The following is a 14,183-nucleotide window of genomic DNA, read 5'->3' as shown; positions in this document are numbered from 1 at the left end:
AAGTCGAACATGACGCTCTCAACGGCGGTATTCTACCGCTCAAAGCATGCCAATTGTGTGATTTCGGCGCCGCGGCGGGCAACGAGCGTCGCCGGTCGCCCGCAGCGCGACTCAGCGCGGCTCGCCGTCGCGGGTCTTTTTCGGCTTTTTCGCCGCCGGGGCGGTCTGCAGCGCCTTCAGCGCGGCGAACGGATGTTCTTCGGGATCGTCCGGGGTGATCAGCGGCTCGAACGTCGCGTCGGGCTTACGGGGATATGGGTCGAGGCCGAGAAACAGCGCGTCGGTCGCGACCCGGCCGATGTCGATCAGGCCGCGCTCGATCGGCTCCGGCGGGTCCGGGACGTCGGCGCCAGGCTCGGCATCGTCCTCCACCAGATCGGCCATTTCGGGAATCTGCGACGGCGGCGCGAAGATCAGGTCGATCGCCTCGTCGACCTCGTTCTCGATCGGGTCCAGCGTCACCACGCAGGTCTGGCCGACCCGGGCCCGGACCCGGCCCACCACCCGCACCCTGCCCTCGACGATCGGCGTCAGGTCGAACGACGCCGACGCCGACAGAATCTCGCGCAGCCCGCCGAGCTCCGCCATCGCGGCGCGTTCGCTGGCGTTGGCCTCGATGTCGCGGTGCAGCCCGATCTCGGGAATCTGCGCCACCACCACCGGAAGGCTCCACGGGTTCGCCAAGTCGGTCATCGGATCATCCTGAATTCTAGGGGCCGTCAGGCCGCGGCGATCGCCGGCGGGAATCGCCAGTGGCCAGAGCGCAGCGCCGAAGCGTCGACCCGCGCCAGGGTCGCTGCGGCGTTGCCGACATAGGCCTCCAGCTGCCGCGCCTTGTCCAGCCCGAAGCCGTTCAGCACGTTGCGGCACAGCGCCTTGGCCATCGCCTCGTGGGGGTTGGTCTCGTCGGCCATCGCCCTGTCGTAGGCCGCGGCGCGGCCGTAGAACGCCTCGCCGAACTTCTGCATCCGCTTCGGCACGATGAGGTCGCCGACCCCCATCTCGCGCAGATTGGCGTCCATATCGCTGCAGAAATAATCGAACAGCGCCTGGCCGAAGGCGGTGTTGTCGGACTGCAGGCGGGCCTGCCGCAGCACCAGCCACAGATGCAGCACGATCATCTCGAATCGCCCGTTAACCGAGTCCTGCACGCCCAAAGTCTTGTAAAACGCCGGTTCTCGCGCTTGCGCCACGATCATGCCATAGATGGCTTCAATGGTGCCGCGCGACGGCGACTTGGGATTGGTGAATTGATCAAACGGCCACATGATGATGGGTTCCTGCTGCGAGCCCGCGACGGTCGCACCTCTTGCCAAGGGAATTGCTGCCGGGTACGGCAACACCGTGCTCGATGCAAGGGGATGGGGCCCGCTGCCGAATGACACTTTCGATTGAACACCGCGCGCGCGGCGCATTTCCGCGAGCTTTTGCGGCGTTGCGCCGCAGCTTGCGCCCGATGGTCGCGGTGGCGCTGCTTGGCGCGGCGTTGCCCGGCTGTACCTCCGAACAATTCCAGAAGGGCTATATCCTGCCCAGCGGGGCGCTGGAGCAGATTCCGATCGGCGCCAGCCAGGACCAGGTGCTGATCGTGATGGGGACGCCCTCCACGGTGGCCACGCTGAGCGGCGAAGTGTTCTACTACATCTCGCAGCGCGCCGAGCGCCCGGTGGCGTTCATGCCGCAGAAGGTGGTCGACCAGCGGGTGATCGCGATCTATTTCGATCAGAACCGCCAGGTCCGGCGGATCGCCAATTACGGCCTGCAGGACGGCCGGATCTTCGACTTCATCAGCCGCACCACGCCGACCTCGGGCCAGGAGCTGAGCTACCTGACGCCGCTGTTCAAGCTGATCAGCTTCCACTAGCCACCGAACGGGCGCTGGCGCCGAGCCGGTTCTCGATCGCCAGCCGGACCAGATCGGCCGAGGAGCGGACCCCGAGCTTCTGCCGCATCAGCGAGGCGGTGTTGGCGATCGTCTTGTAGGACGCCCGCACCAGCCAGGCGATCTCCGACAGGCTCTTGCCGGCGGCGAGCAGCCGCAGAATCTCGATCTCCCGCGCCGACAATTTATCGAGCAAGCTGTCCGAGCCGCCGAAGGCGATGCTGCGCGCCATCGCCGGGGCCAGGAACACGCCGCCTTTGGCGACCTCGCGGATCGCCCGATCGAGGTCGCAGGGATCGCCGGATTTCGACACATAGCCCTTGGCGCCGGCCTCGATGGCGCGGGCGGCGAACGCCGGATCGTCGTTCATGCTGAACATGATGATCCGCGCGCCGGGGTCGCGCGCCAGAAGCCGCCGGGCCAATTCGTAGCCCGACACCCCCGGCAGATTGATATCGACCACGCAGACATCGGGCCGCTCGGCGATGTACCGCTGCTCGCCGCTGTCGGCGTCGCCGGCTTCCAATACGACGATATCCGGCTCGCCGAAGAACAGCGCCCGGCAGCCGGATGCGACGATCGGATGGTCATCGACGATCAGCACACGCATCGGCCTCATCCCTCGTCCCGGCCGCTTTGCGGCTCGGTCCTGCGCACGGCCCATCGCCTTCGGAGCCGAACGAGCTAGTGTAGCTTGGAAGTTAGAGAGCAGCCGATTTGCCTGTCAACGGTTGTCGATGGTGCAGAGCGGTAAGCGCGGAGCGGAATGATGTGGCGAACGCTGTCGTTGCGGGGCCGGTTGAACGCGCTGCTGGCGCTGCTGCTGGTGTTGGGGCTCGCGCTCAACATCGCCCGGCTGCTGCTCGAAGCCGCGCCCCGGATCCAGGCCGAAGACAACAGCGTGGTGCGGCTGGGCCGCGAATTCGTCCAGACTCTGATCGCCGGGCTGGGCGATTCTCCCGATCCCGCGGCGCGGCTGGCCTACATCATCGACGACCTCAGCCGGCTGCGCCACATCAGCATCAGCCGCGAGGCCGAGGGTGGCAGCGCGGCGCAACGACATCAGCCGCGATTGCCCGATCCTGAGACCACGGAACTACCGGCCTGGTTCGTTCGCTTAGTCCACCCGCAACAGACCACGCTGCGGGTGCCGGTCGAGGTCAACGGGCAGTCGCTGGGCGCGCTGGTGATCACTTCGCATCCGATCGACGAGATGACGGAAATCTGGGACGGCATCGTCACCCAATTGGAAATCGGCGCCGCGATCGCCGTGCTGCTATTGCTGCTGACGATGGCGGTGGTCAATCGCGCGCTGGCGCCGATCGGATGGCTGGCCGCCGCGATGACCAGGATCGAGGCCGGCGACTACCAGACCCGGGTCGAGCCGGACGGTCCGCCGGAACTGGCGGCGATCTGTGCCAAGCTCAATCATCTTGCCGCGACGCTCGGCGAGGCGATCGAGGACAAGCGCCGGCTGGCGGCGCGCGTGGTGTCGCTGCAGGACGTCGAGCGCAAGGAACTGGCGCGCGAACTGCACGACGAGTTCGGCCCGTTCCTGTTCGCGCTGCGCGCCCATGCCACCGCGACGCTGCGGATCGCCGAGGCGCCCGCCCCCGATCTTGCGGCGCTGCAGCGCCACGGCGCGGCGATGCTGGAGCAGGTCAACGCATTGCAGCAATCCAACCGCCGGGTGCTGGAGCGGCTGCGGCCGGCCGGGCTGTCCGAGCTGGGCTTGCGCGAAGCCTTGCAGGCGTTGGCGCGGCTGTGGCGCGAGGCGCATCCCGGCGTCGGCGTCGCGCTGTCGATCGCGCCGCTGGACGCCAGTGAGATCGTCGAACTCACGGTGTATCGCGTGGTGCAGGAGGCGCTGACCAACGCGTTTCGCCACGCCACCGCGAGCCAGGTGGCGGTGAGTGTCGAACCCACGCCGGCCTCCGCAACGACGCCGCGCAATGTCGTGGTCCGGGTGCAGGACGACGGCAAGGGCCTGCCGGCCGATCACAAGCTCGGCCACGGCCTGATCGGAATGCGCGAGCGGGTGCTGGCGCTCGGCGGTCGCATGACCATGGAGTCGGCCGATCGCGGGTTGACGGTGGAAGCCGTCATCCCGCTCGGCGCCGTGGGCTGAGCGTCTGCCGCAACGAGCGCCCCACGGATTCGGACGTCTCAATCCGTCATTGCAAGGAGCTCTTGCGACGAAGCAATCCAGGGGCTGCACGAGAGGCCCCTGGATTGCTTCGCTACTCGGCCGGTGCTGCGCGCCGTCCTCGGCTCGCAATGACAAATAACTACAGCTTCACCCGGATGCCGCCATAGATCGTGAACGGCGCGCCGGGCACTTCGGTGCGCTGATCGCTCAGCGTGATCGGCAGCCCGGCCTTGGCGGTGCCCGACGGCTCGAAATAGGTGCCGTACAGCGCGTATTTGTTGTCGAACAGGTTGTTGATGACGCCAAACACCGTGATGTTGCTGGTCAGCTGATACGAGGTGTGCAGATTGACCACCGCATAGCCCGGCAGCTTGTCGTTCTGGTTGGCGTCGTCGCCGACGAAATGCTGCTGCCCGACCGCGACCACGTCGGCGCCGATCTTCCATTGCGGCGTCACCAGATAGTCGAAGCCGGCCTTGAACTGATGCTGCGGGATGCCGGGAATCCGGTTGCCCGACACCACGTGGATATTGCCCTCGTCGTCGGAGGCGGGATTGTTCGGCGAGGCGATGTCGCCCTCGAACCGATAGGTGGCGTCGATATAGCTGTAGCCGGCGTACACCAGCCATTCGCTGGATTTGTACTCCGCGGACAATTCCGCGCCCTGCCGCCGGGTCTGCGGCACGTTCTGATAATAGCCGCGGCCCTGGATCGTGCTCGCCAGCGTGATGATGTCGTTGTCGCTGTCGGTGCGGAACAGCCCCGCCTTCCAGTCCAGCACGCCGCCGCCGAGCGCAGAGTTGCCGCGGAAGCCGAACTCATAGGTGTGGCCGACCACCTGATCGAGCGGCGGGTCCGACACCAGGAAACTCTCCAGCAGGCAGGGCTTCGACGGATTGGAACAGCCTAGCTCCAAAGGCGTCGGCGCGCGGTTGGATTCCGAATAGCCGCCATAGACCGACAGCGCCGGCACGATCTTGTAGGTCAGGCCGACCAGCGGGTTGAGCCGGCTGAAGGTGGAATCGCTGTTGAGGTCGGGGCTGGTGCCGAGCACGTCGCGCACCGAGATCTTCGCCAGATTGTAGCGCGCGCCGCCGGTGACGGCGAGCTTCTCGGTGATGTCGAAGGTGTCGGTGGTGAACAGGCCATAATAGGTGTTCTTGGTGTCGATGCCGACCGGCGTGTAGCCGAGATTGCCGAGCGTGTGGATGATCTGGCCGTTGCCCGGGATCGCCGGATTGAGGCCGACACTGAGGTCGGGATAGATGTAGCCCAGCGTGCTGTTGGCGCCGAACGCGGTGCTGCCGCGGTCGATGCTGCCGCCGACCACGAAGCGATTGCCGTGATCGAACAGGCGCTGCTCATTGGTGGCTTGCAGCGATCCGCCGAACGTATCGGAGTCGGTGCTGGTGCGGTCGATGCTGCCGTAGGGCACCGGCGAGCAGGTGTTGCCCGGGCCGGGCGGGCACGGGATCGGCTGGTTGTTGGCGTTGAGGATCACGAACTGATTGCGGAACGCCAGCGCCGCGGGGCCGGTGAACGGGCTGGGTCGCGGAAAGCCGTCGTCCTCGAGACAAAGCTGGCCGGGAAACGACGACGAATTGCTGCAGCGCTCGATGTCGGCATCGTTGCCGTCGACGTGGCTCTGCCGGAAGAACCGGCCATACACATTGCCCTGCAGCGTCCAGGCCTCGGTCAGTGCGTATTTGCCGTTCAGCCCGATCATCGCCATGTCGTTGTTGGTGGTCTGCGGCGTGGTGTACACCGAGCTCCAGTTGCGATTGAGCATCTGGATCGGCGTCGCCGCCGCCACGCCGAACGAGTTCGACGCCACCGAGCCGAACAGATGCAGCTCGGCGCGATCGTCGCGCCAGCCGACGTCGCCGTAGAACCGGCCGATCTTGGCCGGCGACGCCTGCCGCCAGCCGTTGTCGGTCATCGCCTGGGCGGCGATATAGGTGCTCCAGTTGCCGCTCTCGACGCCGTATTGCATGGCGCCCTGCAGCCGGCCGAACGAGCCGCCCTGGCCTTCGACTTCGAGGCCCTGATAGGTGAAGCCGTTCTTGGTCTGCAGGCTGATCGCGCCGCCGAGCGCGTTGAGACCGAACACCGGGTTGTTGGTGAAGACGTCGGCGCGGCTGATGGCGTTGGTCGGGATCAGGTCCCAGTTCACCGTGTCGCCGAACGATTCGTTGAGCCGCACGCCGTTCATATAGACCGCGAGGCCCTGCGGGGTGCCCTGCAGCGGTGACGCCGCAAAGCCGCGATAGCGGATCTCCTGCTGCACGCTGTTGCCGTTGGGGTCCGACAGCGTCACGCCCGGGATCCGCTGGAACAGCGTGTCGGTGACGTTCTGCGAGTAGCTGCGCTCGAAATCGGCGGCGGTGACCGAGGAGACCATCGACGGAATCTTGTCGCGGTCGATGCCGGAGCCCGGCAGCGGGGTGTTGGAAATCACCTGGATTTCCGGAAGCCGTTCCTGCGCCCAACCGGCCTGCGGCAGCATCGCCGCGGCCGTCGCCGTGGCCATCACCACCGCGGTCAATCCGGCCCGCCGTGCCGTCCCCCGCCACATCACCCGCCCCTGCGATGTCCGCCCACTCATGCCCCACGTCCCCTTGGTTGAGGATTATTGTCAGGGCAGAGTGCAAAACAGCTCACGGTTGCGCAACAGAAACGGCTCCCGAACCTCGGGAAATATTCCAGAAATATCGGGACATTTTCCCGATCGGTTCGCGCGTGGTCATGCTCCGAGTTTGGCGGTCCGAGCTAACCCTTGGCCTTGTTGGCCTGCTTCAGCTTGGCGTCGGTCGCCTCGATCGAACTCGCCAGCTCCAGGATTGCCTTCGACAGCAGCTCGACGGCCTCCTTCTGGTCCTGCGCCTTGGCGGCGCGCAGGGCGAAATTCTTGGCGGATGACAGCGACATCGGTTGACCCCTTTTGATCGTCGGAAAAGTGGCGTCGGAAACCTGTAGCCCGGATGGAGCGCAGCGCAATCCGGGACGACGGCTCGGCAAACCCCGCCCCGGATTTCGCTACGCTTCATCCGGGCTACAACGAAAAAGCCCCGCGGCTTGCACCGCGGGGCTTTGTCTCACTCGAAGTTCGTAGGCTCAGTGCGCCAGGACCGCCAGCAGCAGCAAGGCCACGATGTTGGTGATCTTGATCATCGGGTTGACCGCGGGACCCGCGGTGTCCTTGTAGGGATCGCCGACGGTGTCGCCGGTCACCGCGGCCTTATGGGCGTCGGAGCCCTTGCCGCCGAAATGGCCGTCCTCGATGTACTTCTTGGCGTTGTCCCAGGCGCCGCCGCCCGAGGTCATCGAGATCGCGACGAACAGGCCGGTGACGATCACGCCGAGCAGCATGGCGCCGACCGCGGAGAACGCCGCCGACTTGCCGGCCGCTCCGCCGCCCGCGATGAAGTAGATCGCGAAATACACCACCACCGGAGACAGCACCGGCAGCAGCGACGGGATGATCATCTCCTTGATCGCCGCCTTGGTCAGAAGGTCGACCGCGCGGCCGTAATCCGGCTTGTCGGTGCCCTTCATGATGCCCGGCTTCTCGCGGAACTGACGACGCACTTCCTCGACGATCGCGCCGGCGGCGCGGCCGACCGCGGTCATGCCCATCGCGCCGAACAGGTACGGCAGCAGGCCGCCGAACAGCAGGCCGACCACGACGTAGGGGTTGGTCAGCGCGAAGTCCGGCAGCACGTCCTTGAAGTAGGGGAACTGCGCCGAATTGGCGGTGAAGTATTTCAAGTCTTCGTTATAGGCCGCGAACAGCACCAGCGCGCCGAGACCGGCGGAGCCGATCGCGTAGCCCTTGGTGACCGCCTTGGTGGTGTTGCCGACGGCGTCGAGCGCGTCGGTGGCCTTGCGGACTTCCTTGGGCAGACCAGCCATTTCGGCAATGCCGCCGGCATTGTCGGTGACCGGGCCGAAGGCGTCGAGCGCCACGATCATGCCGGCCAGGGCCAGCATCGTGGTGGTGGCAATGGCGATGCCGAACAGCCCGGCGAGGCTGTAGGTCACCAGGATGCCGGCGATGATCACCATCGCCGGAGCGGCGGTGGATTCCATCGAGATGGCGAGGCCCTGGATCACGTTGGTGCCGTGGCCGGTGACCGACGCCTGGGCGATCGACTTCACCGGGCGGAAGTCGGTGCCGGTGTAGTATTCGGTGATCCAGATGATCAGGCCGGTGACGGCGAGACCGACCACGCCGCATTCGAACAGCGCCAGGCCGGTGTAGGGCACGCCGGTGAGCTTGCCGAAGCCGACCAGCGTGTAGATCACGCCGGCGACCGCGAACAGCGACAGCACGCCGGTGGCGATCAGGCCCTTGTACAAAGCGCCCATGATCGACTGCGAGGCACCGAGCTTGACGAAGAAGGTGCCGGCGATCGAGGTCAGGATGCAGGCGCCGCCGATGGCGAGCGGCAAGGTCATCATGTTGACCAGCAGGTCGGGCGCGTTGGCGAAGAAGATCGCAGCCAGCACCATGGTGGCGACCGCGGTCACCGCATAGGTCTCGAACAAGTCGGCGGCCATGCCGGCGCAGTCGCCGACGTTGTCACCGACGTTGTCGGCGATGGTGGCCGGGTTGCGCGGATCGTCTTCCGGGATGCCGGCTTCGACCTTGCCGACCAGATCGCCGCCGACGTCCGCACCCTTGGTGAAGATGCCGCCGCCGAGCCGGGCGAAGATCGAGATCAGCGAGGCGCCGAAGCCGAGCGCGACCAGCGCGTCGACCACGGTGCGGCTGTTGGCGGTCAGCCCGAGATAGTGCGTCAGGAACGCGAAGTAGATGGTGACGCCCAAGAGCGCCAGACCCGCCACCAGCATGCCGGTGATCGCGCCGGCCTTGAAGGCCAGCTCGAGGCCGCCGGCCAGCGAGATGGTCGCGGCCTGCGCGGTACGGACGTTGGCGCGCACCGACACGTTCATGCCGATGAAGCCCGCGGCCCCCGACAGGATGGCGCCGATAAGGAAGCCCACGGCGACCAGCACGCCGAGGAAGTAGTAAAGCAGCGCGAAGATCACGATGCCGACCAGGCCGATGGTCATATATTGCCGCTTCAGATAGGCCTGCGCGCCTTCACGCACCGCCGCGGCGATTTCCTGCATCCGCGGGTTGCCGGCGTCGGCGCTCAGCACCGACGACGTCGCCCAGATGGCGTAGACAATGGAAAGCGCCCCGCAGAGCACAATCACCCATAATGCTGTCATTGATTTTGCCTCAGGTCCTTGGACTTGCCCCGCGTCCAATTCCGCGGGAGCGGAGGACGCACAAAAATAAGGCTCGCTCTGCACAATGGGCGGCCTCAAATCGGCGGGACCATGCCAAAATCGCAACCGCGGTGCAACGCTGCGAAGGTCATAAATGTCTCTTTTGGAACGAATTTCGAGACCGTCGACCGCCGGGCGGCCGGACCCCAGCCGCGCCGGCCGCTAGAAATGGCTGTAAGACAAGGCTTTCAGCGCAAGCACACGGCCATCCGCGTCGCTGAATTGCGGAACGCCAACGCCCTCGGTGATCCGGCCGATCACGCTGACGCGGACCCCGCCGCGGCGGGCTTCGGCCTGGAAGGCCGCGAGCCGCGCCTCCGGGACGGTACATAGAATCTCGTAATCGTCGCCGCCGGCGATCAGCTGCACGATTCGCCCTGCCCCCGCCGCCAGCACCGTGCGGGCGGCGTCCGACAGCGGAATCGCCGAAGCGTCGATCGCGGCCGACACGCCCGAGACGCCGCAGAGCTTGGTGAGATCTCCGGCCAGACCATCGGAGACGTCCATCGCCGCCGAGGCATGGTCGCGGACCGCCTCAGCGAGCGCGCTGCGCGGCTGCGGCTCGCGGTAGCGACCGACCAGCGCGGCGCGGGCGTCGCTCGTCGCCGCCCCGGCCGCCGGCCCGCCCTTGAGGATCTCGAGCCCGAGCGCGGCGTCGCCGATCGTGCCGCTTACCACGACGTGGTCGCCCACCTTGGCCCCGGCGCGGCGCACCATCCGGCCCGCCGGCACCCGGCCGAACGCGGTGACCGAGATCATCAACGGTCCCGGCGTCGACACCGTGTCGCCGCCGAGCAGCGGACAGCCGAACGCCGCGGCGTCCTCGCCGATCGCTTGCGCAAACGGCGCTAACCAGGACTCCTCGGCGCGGCGTAGCGCCAGCGTCAGCAGGAAGCCTGCGGGCGTAGCGCCTTTGGCCGCCAGGTCCGACAGGTTCACCCGCAACGCCTTGCGGGCGATGGATTCCGGCGGATCATCGGGCAGGAAATGCACGCCTTCGACGATGGCGTCGGTGGTCAGCACCAGATCGTCCGCCGACGCTTTCAGGATCGCGCAGTCGTCGGTCAGATCGAACGCGCCGGCGTCGTGCGCCAGCGGCTTGAAGTAGCGCGCGATCAGATCGTCTTCACCGGAAGCCATGCATTGCCATCCATCGCACCGAAGACCACAGCAATCGCCCTGCTTCGCTACACGCTCACCGTCATCCTGAGGAGCCCGGCGAAGCGCGGAGCGCGAAGCCGGGCGTCTCGAAGGATGCGCCGCGGGACCCGTGGCCGCATCCTTCGAGGCTCGCCGAAGACGGCTCGCACTTCAGGATGACGACTCACTGCGCTTTGCAGGTCCCGACTATCGAGAGGACGGCTCCCGACGCTACCCCCGCGAAAACTCATCGGCCCGGAATTGCCGCGCGATCTGGTCCAGCACCGCGTTGACCATGCCGGTCTCCTCGCCTTCGACGAAGGCGTTGGCGACATCGACATATTCCGAGACGACGACGCGCGCCGGCACGTCCTTGCGGTGTTCCAGCTCATAGGCCCCTGCCCGCATCACCGCGCGCAGAATCGCGTCGATCCGCGCCAGCGGCCAGCCCTTGGCCAAGGCGACGTCGATCAACGGATCGAGCTTGGCCTGGTCGCGGACCACGCCCGCCACCACGTCCTGGAAGAACGCCTGCTCGGCCGGCAGATATTGATCGCCCTCGACCTCGTTGCCGAGCCAATGGCTTTCGAACTCCGCGAAGATATCGTTGAGGCCGGCGCCGCCGACGTCCATCTGGTACAGCGCCTGCACCGCGGCGAGCCGCGCCGCGCCGCGCCGGTTGGCTTTCTTCTCGCCCTTCGGCGTGGACTTGTTGTCGAAGGTCTTTTTGATCTCGGCCATGATGCCGTTCAGCTCCGCGCCAGACGGCGTTTGATCCGCAGCATCGCCAGCGCCGCGCGCGCGGCGTCACCGCCCTTGTTGAGTTCGGAGGCCCGGGCGCGCGCCCAGGCCTGTTCGTCGGTGTTCACCGTGATGATGCCGTTGCCGAGCGGGAATTTCCGCGTCACCGCAAGGTCCATCAGCGCCCGCGACGATTCCATCGAGACGATCTCGAAATGGATGGTGTCGCCGCGCACCACGCAGCCGAGCGCGATCGCCGCGTCATAGGGCTTGCCGTTTGCTTCCGCGGCATCCAGCGCGATGGCGATCGCGGCGGGAATCTCCAGCGCCCCCGGCACCGTGAGGATGTCGTGGGCGACGCCTGCCGCCTGAAGTTCGGCCAGCGCGCCTTCCAGCAGCGCATCCTGGATGTCGTCGTAGAACCGCGCCTCGACGATCAGCGCACGCGCGCCGGAAACGTCGGTCTGGTCCTGCAACTGAGCGCGTCGCGCGTCCGCCATCTGATCAATTCATTCCGTTCGGTTCGAAGGGTCTTTAACGCGTTTCCACCGGCAATGACCTCATCCTGAGGGCGGCCGAAGGCCGCGTCTCGAAGGATGGCGCCGATCTCCTCATGGTTCGAGACGCGCGCCAAAGATGGCGCACTCCTCACCATGAGGGCTTCGGGGTTTTAGGCGCGCCGCCGGCCAAAGCCAACAGCAAAGCGAGCGCTATTTCATTTCCGCGAGGCGCGCGGCGTAACGCGCCATCAGGTCGATTTCGAGGTTGATGTCGCTGCCGGGCTGCCAGCGTGACAGCGTGGTGACATCGAGCGTGTGCGGGATGATCAACACCGAGAAGGTGGTGTCGACCGCGGTGTTGACGGTCAGCGACACGCCGTCCAGCGTCACCGAGCCCTTGGCGGCGATGAACCGCGCCAGCTCCCGCGATGTGGTCAATTCGAACCGCGCCATATCGGTGAGGTCTTCGCGCGTCGTGACGGTGGCGATGCCGTCGACATGGCCGGTGACGATGTGGCCGCCGAGTTCGTCGCCGATCTTCAACGCGCGCTCCAGATTGAGCCGGGTGCCGACCCGCCAGTGCTTGGCGGAGGTCACCGCCAGCGTCTCGGCGCCGGCGTCGACCTCGTACCAGGTCTTGCCGTTCTCGACGCCGCTGCCGACCACGGTGAGGCAGATGCCGTTGGCGGCGATCGAGGCGCCGTCGGCGATGCCCGCGCGATCGTAGCCGCAAGCAATCCGCAGCCGGTGCAGGCTGCCCTGCGCGGTGGGGGTCAGGGCCGTGATCTCGCCCTGGTCGGTGATGATGCCGGTGAACATTAGCTGCGCTCATAGATGGTGAGAGAATCGGGGCCGAGCGTGTCGCTGGCGCGGATCTTGAAACCGGGGGCGTCGGTGATGACGCTGAGCGGCAGGCCGTCGAGCGCGGCGACGCCGCCCTCGCCGACGCTTTGCGCGCCGCGCAGCAGCCAGACCTCGTCGACCAGACCGGCGGCGATAAAGGACGCCGCGACGCGGGCGCCGCCTTCGACCAAGAGCCGAGTGATGCCCTTGTCGGACAGCGTCCGCAACACCGCGGCGAGATCCAGCCCCGGCGTCTCCGCACAATCCGCGACGTGAATGATCTGCGCGCCCGCAGCGCCGAGCTTGGCGGCGGCCGCGGCTTCGGCGATCTCGGAGGACAGCAGCCACAGCGGCGTGCTCCGGGCGGAATGTACCAAGCGGCTGTCGCCGGGCAGCCGCAGCGCGGGGTCCAGCACCACGCGAATGGGCGAGCGCTTCGCCATCCCCGGCAGCCGGCAGGTCAACAGCGGATCGTCGGCCAGCGCGGTCCTGATTCCGATCAGCACGGCGTCGCATTGCGCGCGCAGCAGATGCACCCGCGACCGCGCTTCCTCGCCGGTGATCGCGGTCGGCTGGCCCGGGGTCGCGGCGATCTTGTCGTCGGACGACACCGCCAGTTTCAGAATCACATGCGGCCGGCCGTCACAGACGCGGCGGAAATGCCCGGCGTGGTCGTGCGCGGCCTCCGCGCCGCACAGCCCGACATCGACCCGGATGCCGGCGGCACGCAGCCGGGCATGGCCCTGCCCGGCCACCTCCGGATTGGGGTCTTCGATTGCGGAGACGACGCGCGCAACGCCGGCGGCGATCACCGCGTCGGCGCAGGGCGGCGTCTTGCCGTGATGCGAACACGGCTCCAGCGTCACGTAGAGAGTAGCGCCCCGCGCGGCGCGCCCGGCGCGGTGCAGCGCCTCGACCTCGGCATGGGGGCGTCCGCCGGGTTGCGTCCAGCCGCGGCCGACGATCACGCCGTCCTTGACGATCACCGCGCCGACCGCCGGATTGGGCGCGGTGCGGCCCAGCCCGCGGCGGCCGAGCGTCAGCGCGAGCTGCATGAACCGCAGGTCGGCGGCCTTCGCCTGATGGATCTTGTCGGCGTATTGATCTTCCAGGATGCGGAAGATCATTTCAGCCGCAACGCGGCCAGCCGCGCCATCTCGTCGCCGGACAATTCGCCGAGCACCGCCTCGAAGTCCTTGGCCTCGCGAAAATTGCGATACACCGAGGCGAAGCGCACATAGGCGACGTCGTCGAGCTTGCGCAGATGCTCCATCACGATCTCGCCGATCGCCTCCGAGGAAATCTCCGCCTCGCCGGCGCTCTCCAGTTCGCGGACGATCGCCGAGACCATCTTCTCGACCTTTTCCGGCTCCACCGGGCGCTTGCGCAGACTGATCTGCACCGAGCGCACCAGCTTGTCGCGGTCGAACGGCACCCGGCGGCCGTTGCGCTTGATCACCGTCAGCTCGCGCAGCTGCACCCGCTCGAAGGTGGTGAAGCGGAAGTTGCACGCCATGCAGACCCGCCGCCTGCGAATGACGGCGGAGTCTTCAGTCGGACGGGAGTCCTTGACCTGGGTGTCGAGAGAGCTGCAGCTCGGACAGCGCATGCGGAGTCCTTCAAGAGTCAG

Annotated in this window: 14 protein-coding genes; 2 read left to right on the top strand and 12 right to left on the bottom strand. The window is 66.9% G+C overall.

Going from position 1 to position 14,183, the window contains the following annotated elements; genetic code table 11:
• Nucleotides 1-111: 111 nt before the first annotated feature.
• Nucleotides 112-693, bottom strand: a complete 582-nt coding sequence (locus tag HNR60_RS02240; RefSeq protein ID WP_184253841.1) for a DUF177 domain-containing protein — start codon at nucleotides 691-693, stop codon at nucleotides 112-114.
• Between the two features lie 26 nt (nucleotides 694-719).
• Nucleotides 720-1,271 (bottom strand): ubiquinol-cytochrome C chaperone family protein, encoded by a 552-nt coding sequence (locus HNR60_RS02235; RefSeq protein WP_184254345.1) that lies wholly within the window; start codon nucleotides 1,269-1,271, stop codon nucleotides 720-722.
• Nucleotides 1,272-1,378: 107 nt separating this feature from the next.
• Between HNR60_RS02235 and HNR60_RS02230 the strand changes: the two genes are divergently transcribed.
• The gene (locus HNR60_RS02230) at nucleotides 1,379-1,864 is read left to right on the top strand and encodes an outer membrane protein assembly factor BamE (RefSeq protein WP_184253839.1); all 486 of its coding nucleotides are present in this window, start codon (nucleotides 1,379-1,381) and stop codon (nucleotides 1,862-1,864) included.
• On the opposite strand, the gene HNR60_RS02225 is transcribed toward HNR60_RS02230, so the two are convergent.
• On the bottom strand, nucleotides 1,851-2,492 hold the full coding sequence (locus tag HNR60_RS02225; protein ID WP_184253837.1) for a response regulator transcription factor: 642 nt from the start codon (nucleotides 2,490-2,492) through the stop codon (nucleotides 1,851-1,853). The two genes, HNR60_RS02230 and HNR60_RS02225, sit on opposite strands and share 14 nt — an antisense overlap.
• 159 nt (nucleotides 2,493-2,651) lie before the next feature.
• Between HNR60_RS02225 and HNR60_RS02220 the strand changes: the two genes are divergently transcribed.
• Nucleotides 2,652-4,010 carry an ATP-binding protein gene (locus HNR60_RS02220; RefSeq protein WP_184254343.1) on the top strand — a complete coding sequence of 453 codons (1,359 nt, stop codon included), beginning with the start codon at nucleotides 2,652-2,654 and terminating at the stop codon, nucleotides 4,008-4,010.
• 160 nt (nucleotides 4,011-4,170) lie between these two features.
• On the opposite strand, the gene HNR60_RS02215 is transcribed toward HNR60_RS02220, so the two are convergent.
• The 9 genes from HNR60_RS02215 to nrdR form a co-directional block, all read right to left on the bottom strand.
• Nucleotides 4,171-6,636, bottom strand: coding sequence for a TonB-dependent receptor (locus tag HNR60_RS02215; protein WP_246432782.1), 2,466 nt, complete (start codon nucleotides 6,634-6,636; stop codon nucleotides 4,171-4,173).
• A 164-nt stretch (nucleotides 6,637-6,800) separates the two neighbouring features.
• The gene (locus HNR60_RS02210; protein ID WP_184253835.1) at nucleotides 6,801-6,959 is read right to left on the bottom strand and encodes a hypothetical protein; all 159 of its coding nucleotides are present in this window, start codon (nucleotides 6,957-6,959) and stop codon (nucleotides 6,801-6,803) included.
• Nucleotides 6,960-7,145: 186 nt separating this feature from the next.
• Nucleotides 7,146-9,269, bottom strand: a complete 2,124-nt coding sequence (locus HNR60_RS02205; protein WP_184253833.1) for a sodium-translocating pyrophosphatase — start codon at nucleotides 9,267-9,269, stop codon at nucleotides 7,146-7,148.
• A gap of 222 nt (nucleotides 9,270-9,491) precedes the next feature.
• Entirely contained in the window at nucleotides 9,492-10,469 is a 978-nt protein-coding gene (thiL, locus tag HNR60_RS02200; RefSeq protein ID WP_184253831.1) for a thiamine-phosphate kinase, read from the bottom strand.
• Nucleotides 10,470-10,700: 231 nt separating this feature from the next.
• A complete protein-coding gene (nusB, locus tag HNR60_RS02195) occupies nucleotides 10,701-11,210 on the bottom strand; it encodes a transcription antitermination factor NusB (RefSeq protein ID WP_184253829.1) in 510 nt (169 codons plus the stop codon).
• Between the two features lie 8 nt (nucleotides 11,211-11,218).
• The gene (gene ribH / locus HNR60_RS02190) at nucleotides 11,219-11,710 is read right to left on the bottom strand and encodes a 6,7-dimethyl-8-ribityllumazine synthase (protein ID WP_184253827.1); all 492 of its coding nucleotides are present in this window, start codon (nucleotides 11,708-11,710) and stop codon (nucleotides 11,219-11,221) included.
• Between the two features lie 210 nt (nucleotides 11,711-11,920).
• The gene (locus HNR60_RS02185) at nucleotides 11,921-12,529 is read right to left on the bottom strand and encodes a riboflavin synthase (protein ID WP_184253825.1); all 609 of its coding nucleotides are present in this window, start codon (nucleotides 12,527-12,529) and stop codon (nucleotides 11,921-11,923) included.
• Entirely contained in the window at nucleotides 12,529-13,680 is a 1,152-nt protein-coding gene (gene ribD / locus HNR60_RS02180; RefSeq protein WP_184253822.1) for a bifunctional diaminohydroxyphosphoribosylaminopyrimidine deaminase/5-amino-6-(5-phosphoribosylamino)uracil reductase RibD, read from the bottom strand. The genes HNR60_RS02185 and ribD overlap by 1 nt, the downstream gene beginning before the upstream one ends.
• The gene (nrdR, locus tag HNR60_RS02175; protein WP_011473106.1) at nucleotides 13,677-14,162 is read right to left on the bottom strand and encodes a transcriptional regulator NrdR; all 486 of its coding nucleotides are present in this window, start codon (nucleotides 14,160-14,162) and stop codon (nucleotides 13,677-13,679) included. The genes ribD and nrdR overlap by 4 nt, the downstream gene beginning before the upstream one ends.
• Nucleotides 14,163-14,183: the final 21 nt, after the last annotated feature.

Origin of the sequence: Rhodopseudomonas rhenobacensis, from assembly GCF_014203125.1 — a bacterium.
In the GTDB taxonomy this organism is placed as follows: Bacteria; Pseudomonadota; Alphaproteobacteria; order Rhizobiales; family Xanthobacteraceae; genus Rhodopseudomonas_A; species Rhodopseudomonas_A rhenobacensis.
This window is presented reverse-complemented; position numbering and strand designations above follow the sequence as displayed.

Excerpts from the sequence above, each read along its gene's own strand:
- HNR60_RS02240 (WP_184253841.1), bottom strand. The coding sequence starts at position 693 with ATGACCGACTTGGCGAACCCGTGGAGCCTTCCGGTGGTGGTGGCGCAG.
- HNR60_RS02230 (WP_184253839.1), top strand. The coding sequence starts at position 1,379 with ATGACACTTTCGATTGAACACCGCGCGCGCGGCGCATTTCCGCGAGCT.
- HNR60_RS02225 (WP_184253837.1), bottom strand. The coding sequence starts at position 2,492 with ATGCGTGTGCTGATCGTCGATGACCATCCGATCGTCGCATCCGGCTGC.
- HNR60_RS02220 (WP_184254343.1), top strand. The coding sequence starts at position 2,652 with ATGTGGCGAACGCTGTCGTTGCGGGGCCGGTTGAACGCGCTGCTGGCG.
- HNR60_RS02215 (WP_246432782.1), bottom strand. The coding sequence starts at position 6,636 with ATGAGTGGGCGGACATCGCAGGGGCGGGTGATGTGGCGGGGGACGGCA.
- HNR60_RS02210 (WP_184253835.1), bottom strand. The coding sequence starts at position 6,959 with ATGTCGCTGTCATCCGCCAAGAATTTCGCCCTGCGCGCCGCCAAGGCG.
- HNR60_RS02205 (WP_184253833.1), bottom strand. The coding sequence starts at position 9,269 with ATGACAGCATTATGGGTGATTGTGCTCTGCGGGGCGCTTTCCATTGTC.
- thiL (WP_184253831.1), bottom strand. The coding sequence starts at position 10,469 with ATGGCTTCCGGTGAAGACGATCTGATCGCGCGCTACTTCAAGCCGCTG.
- nusB (WP_184253829.1), bottom strand. The coding sequence starts at position 11,210 with ATGGCCGAGATCAAAAAGACCTTCGACAACAAGTCCACGCCGAAGGGC.
- ribH (WP_184253827.1), bottom strand. The coding sequence starts at position 11,710 with ATGGCGGACGCGCGACGCGCTCAGTTGCAGGACCAGACCGACGTTTCC.
- HNR60_RS02185 (WP_184253825.1), bottom strand. The coding sequence starts at position 12,529 with ATGTTCACCGGCATCATCACCGACCAGGGCGAGATCACGGCCCTGACC.
- ribD (WP_184253822.1), bottom strand. The coding sequence starts at position 13,680 with ATGATCTTCCGCATCCTGGAAGATCAATACGCCGACAAGATCCATCAG.
- nrdR (WP_011473106.1), bottom strand. The coding sequence starts at position 14,162 with ATGCGCTGTCCGAGCTGCAGCTCTCTCGACACCCAGGTCAAGGACTCC.